The 12292-nt window shown below is 33.4% G+C and carries 12 protein-coding genes; 3 read left to right on the top strand and 9 right to left on the bottom strand.

All coding sequences use genetic code 11. The features are described from left to right. Window positions 1–53 precede the first annotated feature (53 nt). On the bottom strand, window positions 54–1304 hold the full coding sequence (gene pepT, locus GM921_RS12890) for a peptidase T (RefSeq protein WP_182923045.1): 1251 nt from the start codon (window positions 1302–1304) through the stop codon (window positions 54–56). Window positions 1305–1452: 148 nt separating this feature from the next. Here pepT and GM921_RS12885 point away from each other — a divergent pair, with 148 nt between their 5' ends. Beyond that, the gene (locus GM921_RS12885) at window positions 1453–3195 is read left to right on the top strand and encodes a M14 family metallopeptidase (protein WP_182923044.1); all 1743 of its coding nucleotides are present in this window, start codon (window positions 1453–1455) and stop codon (window positions 3193–3195) included. Between the two features lie 3 nt (window positions 3196–3198). After that, window positions 3199–3828, top strand: a complete 630-nt coding sequence (locus GM921_RS12880; RefSeq protein WP_182923043.1) for a rhomboid family intramembrane serine protease — start codon at window positions 3199–3201, stop codon at window positions 3826–3828. On the opposite strand, the gene GM921_RS12875 is transcribed toward GM921_RS12880, so the two are convergent. Both GM921_RS12875 and GM921_RS12870 read right to left on the bottom strand, forming a co-directional pair. Continuing rightward, a complete protein-coding gene (locus GM921_RS12875) occupies window positions 3811–4779 on the bottom strand; it encodes a hypothetical protein (RefSeq protein ID WP_182923042.1) in 969 nt (322 codons plus the stop codon). The genes GM921_RS12880 and GM921_RS12875 overlap by 18 nt on opposite strands. 241 nt (window positions 4780–5020) lie before the next feature. Further along, window positions 5021–6154 (bottom strand): hypothetical protein, encoded by a 1134-nt coding sequence (locus tag GM921_RS12870; RefSeq protein WP_182923041.1) that lies wholly within the window; start codon window positions 6152–6154, stop codon window positions 5021–5023. A 69-nt stretch (window positions 6155–6223) separates the two neighbouring features. Here GM921_RS12870 and GM921_RS12865 point away from each other — a divergent pair, with 69 nt between their 5' ends. Then, entirely contained in the window at window positions 6224–7258 is a 1035-nt protein-coding gene (locus GM921_RS12865; RefSeq protein WP_182923040.1) for a dipeptide epimerase, read from the top strand. Window positions 7259–7520: 262 nt separating this feature from the next. On the opposite strand, the gene GM921_RS17615 is transcribed toward GM921_RS12865, so the two are convergent. The 6 genes from GM921_RS17615 to GM921_RS12835 form a co-directional block, all read right to left on the bottom strand. Further along, entirely contained in the window at window positions 7521–7841 is a 321-nt protein-coding gene (locus tag GM921_RS17615) for a CPBP family glutamic-type intramembrane protease (protein ID WP_394354306.1), read from the bottom strand. 202 nt (window positions 7842–8043) lie between these two features. Continuing rightward, window positions 8044–8217 carry a hypothetical protein gene (locus GM921_RS12855; protein ID WP_182923038.1) on the bottom strand — a complete coding sequence of 58 codons (174 nt, stop codon included), beginning with the start codon at window positions 8215–8217 and terminating at the stop codon, window positions 8044–8046. A 23-nt stretch (window positions 8218–8240) separates the two neighbouring features. Further along, window positions 8241–8429, bottom strand: coding sequence for a hypothetical protein (locus tag GM921_RS12850; RefSeq protein WP_182923037.1), 189 nt, complete (start codon window positions 8427–8429; stop codon window positions 8241–8243). A 62-nt stretch (window positions 8430–8491) separates the two neighbouring features. Then, a complete protein-coding gene (locus GM921_RS12845; RefSeq protein WP_182923036.1) occupies window positions 8492–8809 on the bottom strand; it encodes a hypothetical protein in 318 nt (105 codons plus the stop codon). A gap of 10 nt (window positions 8810–8819) precedes the next feature. Beyond that, a complete protein-coding gene (locus GM921_RS12840; protein ID WP_182923035.1) occupies window positions 8820–10964 on the bottom strand; it encodes a peptidase domain-containing ABC transporter in 2145 nt (714 codons plus the stop codon). Between the two features lie 84 nt (window positions 10965–11048). After that, window positions 11049–12173: an HlyD family secretion protein gene (locus GM921_RS12835; RefSeq protein ID WP_182923034.1), complete on the bottom strand. Its 1125-nt coding sequence runs from the start codon at window positions 12171–12173 to the stop codon at window positions 11049–11051. Between the last annotated feature and the right edge of the window lie 119 nt (window positions 12174–12292).

Genomic DNA, 12292 nt, shown 5'->3' with positions numbered 1-12292 from the left:
TAATCCTTTTAAGTAAAAAAGCTTAATTACCTTAATTCCTTAATGTTAAAAATCTACGCTTTCTCCTCCCAAATACAAGCAATATTTATAATTGTTTGCACAGCTTTTTCCATATCCTGAACTGAAACCCATTCTTGTTTACCATGAAAAGCGTGTTCACCTGCAAAAATATTAGGACAAGGCAAACCCATAAAAGATAAACGTGAACCATCTGTACCACCTCTAATACTTTGTTTTTTTGGTGTTAAACCTGCTCTTTTAATCGCTTCTATACCATTCTCAATAAGTTGAGGATATTTATCTAACACTTTTTTCATGTTTCGATATTGCTCAGTTACTTCAAATTCGTACGTTGAGTTAGGATAAGATTTCAAAACCTCTTTAACTAAACTCTCTAAAAAAACTTCATGAGATTTCAGCAACTCATCATCAAAATCTCTAATAATAAATTGCGCTTCTGCTTGTTCAGCATGTCCGCTAAAACTTACAGGATGAATAAATCCTTCTTTTCCGTTTGTCGCCTCTGGTGTTAATTTATCTTTTGGCAAAGCCGATAAAATATCAGCCAATGCTTTAATTGCACTTTCCATTTTACCTTTTGCAAAACCTGGATGAGCACTTACCCCATTTATAATTAGTTTTACGCCATCAGCAGAAAATGTTTCATCTTCAATAGAACCCAACGTTTCTCCATCAACAGTGTAGGCAAAATCTGCACCTAATTTTTTCAAATCTGCTTTATCTACACCTCTTCCAATTTCTTCATCAGGCGTAAATAAAATTTTTATAGTACCATGTTTAACTTCTGGATTTTGAACTAAAAAAGCTGCCGCTTCCATAATTTCTGCTAAGCCAGCTTTATTATCTGCACCTAAAAGCGTGGTGCCACTTGCGGTAATAATGTCATTTCCTAATTGATCTTTTAAATCTTTATGCTCTGCTAATTTTAAAATGATGGAGTGATCATCTGGCAAAATCAAATCTTCCCCTTGGTAATTTTTATGAATAATTGGCTTTACATTTTCGCCACTACAATCTGGTGAGGTATCCATGTGTGAGCAAAAACAAATTACAGGAACTTGCTTTTGTGTAGTACTTGGGATTGTTGCATACACATAACCAAAATCATCCATGTGCGCATCCCCAATGCCTATTTCCAACAATTCGGCAACTAATACTTTTGCTAAATTCTTTTGTTTTAAGGTTGATGGAGTGGTTTTAGAAGTTGGATCTGATTGAGTATCTATTTTTACATACTTGAAAAATCTATCTTCTAGTTTATGTGCTGCATTTGAATAAATCATAGGTCAAAATTAATATATTGAAAGTATAAGAGATAAAGATTTTAGCGAAAACCGCATATTTTTCAAAATCCATTTAAAGAGAAAAGAATGTTACAGTTCGCTCTCAAATAAAAAAGTAATTTAGAGCTTTAATTTAGCCATTCATTTTATGAAGAGATTATTTTTACTCCTACTCATTTTTATAAATATGGAAACTTTTGCCCAACAAACTCCTTTTGAACTCAGCAATAAAAAAGAAACGACTACTTATGAAGCAGCGATTTCTTTTTATCAGGATTTAGCAAAAGCATTTCCGCAGCAATCGAAATTATTTACTTACGGAAGCACTGATTTTGGAAAACCTTTGCACCTATTAGTTTTATCGAAGAAAGGCGTATTTGACCCTACTACTTTAAGAAAAAACAATAAAAGAATATTTTTAATTAACAACGGTATTCATCCAGGAGAACCTGAAGGAATTGACGCCAGCATGATGTTTGCCAGAGATTTATTAAAATCCAATAAATTACCCGAAGATGTGGTGATTTGCATTATTCCTGTATATAATATTGATGGTAGCCACAATCGCAGCGGTACATCTCGTGCCAACCAAAACGGCCCAGTTGCCTATGGTTTTAGAGGAAATAGCAAGAATTACGATTTGAATAGAGATTTTATTAAAACAGATTCGAAAAATTCACAAGCGTTTCAGCAGATATTTAATACATGGCAACCAGAGATTTTTGTAGATACACACACCAGCAACGGTGCTGATTACCAATATACGATGACACTTATTCCTACTCAAAAAGATAAGTTGAACCCTATTTTATCTGCGTACTTAACCAAAACAATGGTGCCCGATTTATATAGTCAGATGAAAGGAAAAAATTATGAATTGATTCCTTATGTAAACTCTATAAATGAAACTCCAGATGCTGGGATTACAGGATATATTGAATCGCCGCGTTACTCTACTGGTTATGCGGCTTTGCACAATTCCATCGGCTTTATGCCAGAAACTCACATGCTTAAATCGTTTGATAAACGTGTAGAATCAACCTATAAATTATTACAAACTTATGTAGATATTATTGTCCGTGATGCGAAAATTATTGGTGAAAATAAACGCAAAGCGGATGAATTTACAGCACAACAACAAGACTTTCCATTAGACTGGAAGTTGAACCGCTCTGTTTATGATAGCATTGAGTTTAAAGGTTATGCAGCAAAATATAAACCAAGTGAAATTAGTGGAGTAGATCGTTTATATTACGATAGAAACGAACCTTACACTAAAAAAATAAAATATTGGGATAAGTTTGAGCCTAGTCTAACCGTCACCAAACCAATTGCCTATGTTATTCCAAAAGCTTGGAGCAAGGTAATTGAGCTGCTTAAACTGAATAATGTTAACATGCAGCAATTGACAGCAGATGCAAAACTAGATTTAGAGATGTATTATATTGGTGATATGAAAACCGCAACTAGACCATACGAAGGGCATTATCAGCATTCGGCCGTGACATTAAATCCTGTAGATCAAAAGGTGCAATTTTATGCTGGCGATTATGTGGTGTATGTAAATCAACCAAACAACAGATATATTGTTGAAACATTAGAACCACAAGCAATCGATTCATTTTTTAATTGGAACTTCTTCGATTCTGTTTTAGGTCAAAAAGAAGGATATTCTTCTTATGTTTTTGAAGATACCGCTGCAGATTTATTAAAAAAATATCCAGATCTTAAGCAAAAATTAGAGGCAGAGAAAGCAAAAAATCCTGACTTTGCAAAAAATGGTAGAGCTCAATTAGATTTTGTGTACAAAAACTCCGATTATTACGAAAAAACGTACATGCGTTACCCTATTGGGAGATTAAAACAAGACATCAAGTTAAACCTAAAATAACAAATGAACTATCTAAACGATACGCCAGTAGCTACAATTATATTTATTTTTACGCTGATTACTAGCATTTACGCATTTAACGACCATCAATTATATGGTAAATTTATGCTACATCCGTATACCGTTAGCAAAGGGAAAAAACTATATACTTTTATTACGAGTGGTTTAATTCACGCCGATTGGACCCACTTACTTTTTAACATGTTTACATTCTATTTCTTCGCGTTTAAGCTAGAGAGATTGATTGGGCATTGGCAATTTGGCTTGCTTTATTTCTTAAGTTTAATTTTGAGCGATATACCGACAGTTATAAAACACAAAGATCATTTTTGGTATAACAGTTTAGGTGCTTCTGGGGCAATTAGCGCAGTTTTATTTAGCTACATTATGTTCGATCCTACTACACTGTTATTGGTAATGTTTATTCCGATGCCAGCTATTTTATTCGCAGTTCTTTATTTATATTATTCTTGGTATATGTCTAAAAAAGGCCAAGACAATATTGGGCATGATGCACACTTTTTTGGTGCGCTAACTGGCCTATTATTTACGCTGATCTTTGTTCCAGGAATTATACCGAATTTTATAGAAAAACTTACATTAGGAATTCAATACTTAACTGGAAACGGGTAAAAAGGGTTGCTCAAAATAGCTCATTGGCGCTGTCGGATCTTTAATAATTTCAAACAACGTATGGCCCCATGGTTTCCAGAAGTTTTCTAAAACCTGTCCGTACGTTTTGTTAGTCCAAACATCAAAAAGTGCTTTGTTTTGTGTTCCTTTTAACGGCATTGCATCAATATAAATTACATCCTCAACAGGCATAATTGTATATTCTGGCAAGCGATTAAATAAATAGGCCGAATAGAAAAATCGAGCGGCTAATTCTTCAAACTGTTGTTCTGAAAGTTTTTTATCTTTTATAGAATCAATAATTTCTTGATGGTATCTTTTGTTCGTTCCATTATCTTGCAAACAAGCAATAATTCCAAAATCTTTAAACTTTAAGGAGAACGTTAACGTATTAATTTCATCTCTAAAACTAAATGCCGTATCTGCATTTTCAAGCTGCACAACCGCAATAGACCAAGGCGTAAAATCTTCTAAAACTACTTCTCGGTAAATGCTTTGCAACATGGTGTGTAAGTTGCCAAATTTGTGCATTAATCCTTGCGACATGTTCATTCCATCGCCGCTTAACTGTTGCAAACGAATAGCGCCTTGCATTTCGATATACAAAAAACTGTACATCAATTTACCAATCCAATTAAACAAAGCTATCTCTGGCAAAGCCGAAATGCCTTCATATCCTTTTCCAAAAGCTAATGCAATTTTATCTTCCAATGGAGAAACAAACTGATCATAAACCGTAGTGTTACAAGGAACTACTAAGCTTTTATAAGTACGAATAGTTTCATCTAATAATTGAATTTTCTCATCGCCAGTTAAGTTTGCCATGCTCAAAAGCCAATCGGGCAAAACATTAATTGTTGCCAAAGGCGATGAAAAACTATCACCGCTTAAAAAGCATTTATCATTCTTAAAATCGAAGTTTTTGAAAGGATTGTATAAGGCAGTATTCATTGCTGCAATATTAGCTAATAAATTGATACGATAAATCAATACCAAGTCAAAAGTCTATTTTAAACTTCGTCATTGCGAGTCTCCGATTTTTCATCGGGACGAAGCAATCTTTCCAAGCATGATAGATTGTTTCACCCCAACAATTTATCCTCACTTCAGTTCGCAATGACGGAGCTTTAAAAAATGAAAAATCCCTAAATCATACGGACTTAGAGATTCTTCGCTTTGCTCTGAATGACAACTAATATTTATTATAAAAATAACTGATCTCGTCTACCAATTGCGCATAAATCGGTTTGGTAAATTCTACAAACAATGCGTCTGGAGCAGGTGGCAACATTTCCCTCCTTTTGGTCATACTTAATTGTTGTTTAGTCAAGGCTCTTTCGTCGCCTTTGTAGCTTGCCCAGCTATCTTGCCAAATATAAGTTCCAGGTAAACGTTGTTGTTTGATAATTTTATTGGTTTGATAATCATAAATAGTCATTGATAACAAACCAGATGATGAAACTTTTTTGTCGAAAATACTCAACGTAGCTCTTACAGTGCCATAAACTTTGCCATTCGCTCTGGTTTCTCCAATTACAACACTATCTCTTTTAAGTTTTTCAACTCTTTCCTTAACATAAGTTTGACCAACTACAAAATCATCAAAATTTAATCTCAACACTTGATTTGGAATTATTTTCTGAGCGCTTGTTTGTTGTTCAGAATAAAAAATCACAAATCTATTTTTCTGATAATTGCTCATAAACTCATTTACCTGTTGCTGAAAATATTGATTACTCAACTTATAATAATTACTCTGAACCATAACTGGTTGCACTACAACTTTTAAAACCGCAGCCCAATACGCATCATCCATTTTATGCTGAACATCTTTATAATTTGGATAAAAATAGTGTGCTTTTTCGAAATTGAAATAGGCATTTTTAGCGCTAACTCTATTGTTTTCATTCAATTGATTTATACCTAAAGCATAACGAGTCTCTGCCGCTTTGTATTTACTATCCTCAACTTCAGCAATATATTTTGGAGGATTTGGTACTAAACTCTGAGCAACAGGCGAACTATTAATCTCGTCACTTAACTGATTGAGTTGTTGGTAATGGCTCAATATAGTTTCCCAACGTAACACATTTGAAGAAAGTTTAGCTTCATCAATTTTTCTTAAATGATCTTTTAACGCCAACTCATAAGCAGTAGGTAAAACTCGCATTGCTTCTGCATTTTTCGGCGAATTTTTTAAACGATCAACTGATTTAGAAACTGATGCATCGTAATTTCCTTTTTGTAAAGCATTTTTTCCGGTGGTACATCCAACAATTAGTATGGATAAATAAAGAAAATACCGTAATCTTGAACTAGTTTTCATGGTGCTTGTGTTTAGCGTTAACAAATATACTGTTGGCACGAATACCTTTTATTAACTAGACGATATCAAATGAAAATAAGTTGCAAGCAGTTTGAATTAGAATTAAAACATCCCTTTTCCATTTCCAAATTTACCAGAACAAGTACTCCGTTATTGCTTTTAAAACTCAATTATGAAGGTTTTATTGGCTATGGCGAAGCAAGCATGGTTCCCTACATGGGCGAAAGTCAGGCAAGTGCAGCAGAGTTTATTGCAAAAGTAGATTGGACTAGATTTAAACATCCGTTTGATTTTGCAGAAATTCATCACTATTTGGATAGCATTGCGCCAGGAAATCCGGCAGTAAAAGCGGCAATAGATATTGCTTTAAATGATATAAATGGTAAGATTTTAAATCAGCCTTGCGCTACAATTTACGGTGCTGATAAAACAAAAATGCCTGTAACTTCTTATACCTTAGGCATTGATACCCCCGAAGTTTTAAAGGAAAAAGTTGCTGATGCTAAAGGTTTTAAAGTGTTAAAAATAAAGTTAGGCAGAGATAACGATAAAGAGTTAATCCAAACCATTAGGAGTGTTAGCGATTTACCTTTATATGTTGATGCAAACCAAGGTTGGAGCGATAAAAAGCAAGCAATTGATATGTGTTATTGGCTACACGATCAAGGTGTTTTGTTAATTGAACAACCCATGGATAAAAATAATTTAGAAGGAAATGCTTGGCTTACCCAGCGTAGTCCGATACCAATTTTAGCTGATGAAGCAGTACAGCGTTTAGCTGATTTAGACGGATTAAAAGGTGCTTATCATGGCATTAACATCAAATTAATGAAAACTGCTGGCATGTACGAAGCGCACCAAATGATTTTAAAAGCCAGAAGTTTTGGTATGAAAATTTTAATTGGTTGTATGAGCGAAACTTCTATCGCTACTTTAGCTGGTGCAGCGCTTGCTCCACTTTGCGACTGGTCTGATTTAGATGGCCCTTGGCTAACTAAAAACAATCCTTTTGATGCACCAGAGATGAAAGATGGCCGCTATGTTTTAAATGATTTACCAGGTTTGGGATTGACAGGGGTAAAAGAAGATTTGTTTGGAAAATGAGATTGAAATCAAATAATAATACTTTGTGATTTTTGGGAAATAGTAATTGTGGGGCTAGTAAAATGAAGAATAGTAATTTTATAGATAAAGATGCTATTTAAAAATATTTATCACTTTCTGTACTATGTATCCTCCATAGTAACCCACAAAGTACATAAAATTTGAACCAGGAATAAGAGCTATTACCATAATAATAGCAAAAATTATAATTATTATCTTTTTTCTAAGCTTCATTTTATTTAGAGAAAAGTAAAGTTAATATCTAAACTAAAAAAACGTACGCATTATATAAACCATGAAGAAGGACTGTCATCCAAAACGGACTATAATGACCAGAAGATCTATAAGATTGGTACATATAATTAATAATTACACCTCCAAAAAATACAGCAAGAAAAAATATTATACTGTAAAAATGAGCTGCTGCAAAAAATAACGAAGGAATAAGAATCAATAAATAAAATCTATTAATTCGTAGTAACCCAAGTATCTTAGTTGACAAAGATTGAAATATATAAGTTTCAATTATAGGACCAATGACACACCCAACCACAATTTGAAAGTATCTACTTTCTAATCGCATTGGTCCCATTGAACTGGTAGGAGAAAAGTAAAATTGCAGTAAACTAAAAACCGTATTATTGATGACCAGCAATAATAAGCATATAAGAAAAAGTAAAATTAATTTCGGTTTATTTCTTTCTGTTTTATCGAGCATTTAACTTAAGCATAAAACATGGAAGAAAAATAATCTTCCATGTTTTTATTATACAATAATAAAAGGTTTATATTCTAGAAAGACCAACGCCCGCCCAAGATGTTAAACCTATAAATTTGCCTACATAGTAGCCAGCATATCCAAATATGCTCTTAGGAAGTTCTGCATATCCTCCATTTGTATTTTGCAGCTCATCGTTTGACAAATCGACAACAGATGCGTTTATTTTTTTAAGTTCCATATAAAAAATTTTAAATTTTTAGTTTAACTAGCTCCATCCTTAAACCCATCTACAAACCCATGCGCAAAATCAGCAACAGCCCCCGCCACGAAACCGAATGCCCCTTTTAATACGTTAAAAGGTCCAAGAATAATAAATCCTCCATTAATTTCTTTCATTTCCTTAGTGTTTATTTCTAAAACACCAAGATTTTGTAATTCTAAGTTTTTCATAAAATTATACAATTAAGTTTAACACAAACACCATTGTTTGTATCATATAAACTTACATTTGCTTAATGCACAAAAAAAGCATTTAGTAAATTCTTATTAGAGATCCAATAACCTCCGTTTATTTCTTTAGCGTCCTCATTATCAAGAGGCATAAATTCTAAATTAATATTCATTTTATAATTATTTGTATAATAATAAGTTTGAGATTGCCTTGAATATGCAATTGGAACACCTTTTAATTTTAAATCTTCTATTACTCTAAATAACCTAGATTTAGAAAGAGTCATTCGCCTTGCCAATACCTTTGGCGTTCCTGTTCGTCTCTCTTTAATTAATTTATGCAATAAATTAATTCGATCTATATATTCAAATATCTTCATAATAAAACCCTTAACTAAACTGTTGCTGCCATAAATTACTATAATGTCCTTTCGACAATATCATTTGTTCGTGGTTACCCTCTTCAATTACCTTACCTTTATCTAACACAATGATATGATTGGCATTTCGAATAGTAGTTAAACGGTGTGCAATAATAATGATGGTTTTTTGCTGCTGCACTAATAAATCTATTGCTCGTTGTACATACTGTTCTGATGCAGAATCAAGAGAAGAAGTTGCTTCATCCAATATTAAAATTTCGGGATTTCTATACAAAGCTCTTGCAATGGCAATGCGCTGTTTTTGTCCACCAGAAAGCGTAGCTCCGTTTTCGCCCAAATAGGTTTGAAAACCTTCCGGTAAACTTTCTATAAAATTAATGATGCCCAATTGCGTACAGATGTTAATGATATGTTGCATATCTGGTTCATAATCGCCAACAGCAATATTATCTATCACATTACCAACAAACAAATCTATTTTTTGAGGCACTACGCACAATAAGTTACGTAGCGAGGTATTATTTAAATATTTGATGGCATACTTCCCTATAAAAATATTTCCGTTTTGTATAGAATAAATATTTTGAAGTAACGCCATTAATGTACTTTTTCCACTTCCACTTTCTCCTACTATTGCTGTAAAAGTTCCTGCCTTTATAGTTAAGTTTAAATCATCAAATACAGTTACTCTTGTGCCATATCTAAAAGCTACGTTTTCAAATTTAATATCCCCAATTAGTTCTGAATTCAAGGCAATGTTGGCCGTATTGTTTTCTATTTCTAAATCCATAATTTCAAACAAACGATCGGCAGCAATTACCGCATCTTGTATTACCTTGTTTGCGCCAATTAAACTTGCTGCAGGTCCGGTAAAATATCCAATTAATGTATAAAAAGAAAAGAGTTCGCCAGGGGTAATTTCATTATCTAACACATAGCCTGCACCAACCCAAAGCAGAATAATAGTTAGCAATTTCGAAATCATTTCTACTGATGTCCCAGAGAAAACAGAATTCATTCCAGATTTATAAACGGTTCGGAGTAATTGGATGAATCTTGTTTCTGTTTTTGTATTAGTAAAATCTTCCAAACCAAAACGTTTTATGGTGCCAATAGCATTTAAACTTTCTACCAGTTGGCTTTCTAGTTCTGCAGAGTTTTCCATCAGCTTACGCTGTATTTTTTTATTTAATTTATTTGTGATTAGATAGATAATTAAATACAAAGGAATTACAGTTAACATGATCAAGGCCAGTTTCCAGTAATAGGTAAACATTAGAGCAAAAGAGAAGAAGACAATAAAAATATTTACTACCAAGCTAATAGAAACATCATTTATGAATGTTCTTATTTTTACAGCATCATTAACTCTTGATATAATCTCTCCAACACGCATGGTATCAAAAAACTGTTGTGGCAACTTTAATAAATGTTTATAGTAGCCTAATATTAACCTTGCATCTATTTGTTGGCCTGTTCGCATGGTAAAGATGCTTTTTACGGAGCCAATAAATAGTTGGAGTACTAAAATAAAAATCATTATCATACTCATGAGATTAAGCAGATTTCTATTGCCATCTATTAAAACATTATCTGTTATTTTTTGTACAAAAATAGAAGTAGCAAGGCCTAAGATGGTGTAAACCAACGATCCAAACAGGGCTTGTAAAACAATGCTTTTGTGTGGGCTTATCAACTGCCAAAATCGTAAACTATTTGCCACCTTTTCATCTCCTTGTATAAAGCTTTCATCTGGTAAAAGCAGGAGTAATACACCCGTCCATTCTTTTGTAAAGTCTGCAATAGTTTTGCGATGCATCCTTCCATTACTAGGATCCATTATTTCAATATATTGAGAAGTAACTTTATAAATTGCCACATAATGATGTAGGTATTCCTTAACCACTACATGAGCAATAGCGGGTAAGGGTATTTTACTTAAACTATCCAAAGTTCCTTTTACACCCTTCGCTTCAAATCCCAATTTTGTTACGGCTTCTATTAAACCTAAAATAGTAGTGCCTTTGGTATCGGTACTTGCATATTGCCTAATTTTAGCAACTGGCAGCTTTAATTTATAGTGTACTGCAACAGAAGCAATGCAAGCTGCACCACAATCGGTTATATCGCGTTGTTTAATTAAAATAGACATGAAATGTGAGAAGTAGATGTGAGAATAAATAATGTTATAGTGTTTTATTCGGCTTTAAGTTAATACTCTCAAAACTTTTTATCTTCAACCTTTTACTGGATTTAGCCAATCATCAACCTTGTCATATAGAAGTTGATAAAAACTACGTCTAGTAACTGTGAAGTTGGCACTAAAGGTCATTCCTTTTTTTATGTTACCCTTATAGCCATTTTTTAATTGTAGGTAACTTTTATTGAGTTGACATTTTACCTTAAAATAAGGTGTTTGGTCTTTTATAATTATATCATCAGCGATATCTGTTACTTTCCCCATTAATATACCCCATTGGTTATAATTGAAAGCATCAATTTGAAAACGAACTTCTTGTCCTATTTTAATTAGGCCAATATCTGCTGGTTTAATAAAACAATAAGCCATTAAGGCACTATCCGGACTAATTTCACCCAATTTTTGATTAGCATATACATAGGCGCCAGCCTGAACACCAGTCAAATTTTGCAAAGAGCCAGTTATAATGGCTTTTAAGATGTATTGTTTTGCTTGCTCATTTAATTCTGCTGTTTGGTTTTTTAAATCTCTTAATTCATTACGGTATTGGTTAGCCTCCGTTTGCCACTGGCTTTTGTATTTCTTGCTCACCATTTGCTCATCGCTAAGGGCTTGCTCATAATTAAACTTATATTGCTCAAACTCTGCAAGGGTAACTACCTTTTTATTGTACAAAATTTTGTAGCGTTCAAGAATTCGCTCTGCTTGTTTGGTGGCATTTGAAGCATTTTGCATCTGCTCTTGGTATTGTTGTAGACTTGCTTGATATAAAGAGGTTGAGGGTAGAAGATTATTCATTTTTGTTAGTTGTTCTGCATCATGCAGTTGTTGCTGAAGTTGATTAGCGTGGCTGTTTAACAAAACGTTTTGTTGTTTAGATAGGGAAGCATCCATGACCAACAATGTTGTGCCTCTTTTTACTCGTTGGTTATCTGTTAAATTTACGCTAACCAAACGCCCATTTGCAGGGGCGAACAATTCTGTTTTTTCTACACTGCTTTGCATTAAACCTTTCCCTTTTACGTTAACGGTAGTATATAAAAAAGGTAAACTGGTTATGGCAACAATTACGGCCATTAGGGTTAAAACATAAATTAACTGGCTACTCTTCCGAGTTTGATGCAGATAAACTAAGGAAGTGTTTTGTAAATTGGCTATCATTAAATTATTGGTAGTGATTTGCTTAATTATGAGTTTTGATCATGTATTTAGATACTAGCGAGATGCTCACACCAGCTTGGGATATGTAATAGAAGAACTTCATGAAATTCCTTCACTTA

The sequence above is a fragment of the Pedobacter planticolens genome, assembly GCF_014172375.1.
GTDB lineage: Bacteria > Bacteroidota > Bacteroidia > Sphingobacteriales > Sphingobacteriaceae > Pedobacter > Pedobacter planticolens.
Note: the sequence above shows the minus strand (reverse complement) of the source record. Positions and strands in the feature narration are given on the sequence as shown.

Bases quoted from the DNA above. Each gene is read 5' to 3' on its own strand.
- pepT (WP_182923045.1), bottom strand. From the start codon at position 1,304: ATGATTTATTCAAATGCAGCACATAAACTAGAAGATAGATTTTTCAAG.
- GM921_RS12885 (WP_182923044.1), top strand. From the start codon at position 1,453: ATGAAGAGATTATTTTTACTCCTACTCATTTTTATAAATATGGAAACT.
- GM921_RS12880 (WP_182923043.1), top strand. From the start codon at position 3,199: ATGAACTATCTAAACGATACGCCAGTAGCTACAATTATATTTATTTTT.
- GM921_RS12875 (WP_182923042.1), bottom strand. From the start codon at position 4,779: ATGAATACTGCCTTATACAATCCTTTCAAAAACTTCGATTTTAAGAAT.
- GM921_RS12870 (WP_182923041.1), bottom strand. From the start codon at position 6,154: ATGAAAACTAGTTCAAGATTACGGTATTTTCTTTATTTATCCATACTA.
- GM921_RS12865 (WP_182923040.1), top strand. From the start codon at position 6,224: ATGAAAATAAGTTGCAAGCAGTTTGAATTAGAATTAAAACATCCCTTT.
- GM921_RS17615 (WP_394354306.1), bottom strand. From the start codon at position 7,841: ATGCGATTAGAAAGTAGATACTTTCAAATTGTGGTTGGGTGTGTCATT.
- GM921_RS12855 (WP_182923038.1), bottom strand. From the start codon at position 8,217: ATGGAACTTAAAAAAATAAACGCATCTGTTGTCGATTTGTCAAACGAT.
- GM921_RS12850 (WP_182923037.1), bottom strand. From the start codon at position 8,429: ATGAAAAACTTAGAATTACAAAATCTTGGTGTTTTAGAAATAAACACT.
- GM921_RS12845 (WP_182923036.1), bottom strand. From the start codon at position 8,809: ATGAAGATATTTGAATATATAGATCGAATTAATTTATTGCATAAATTA.
- GM921_RS12840 (WP_182923035.1), bottom strand. From the start codon at position 10,964: ATGTCTATTTTAATTAAACAACGCGATATAACCGATTGTGGTGCAGCT.
- GM921_RS12835 (WP_182923034.1), bottom strand. From the start codon at position 12,173: ATGATAGCCAATTTACAAAACACTTCCTTAGTTTATCTGCATCAAACT.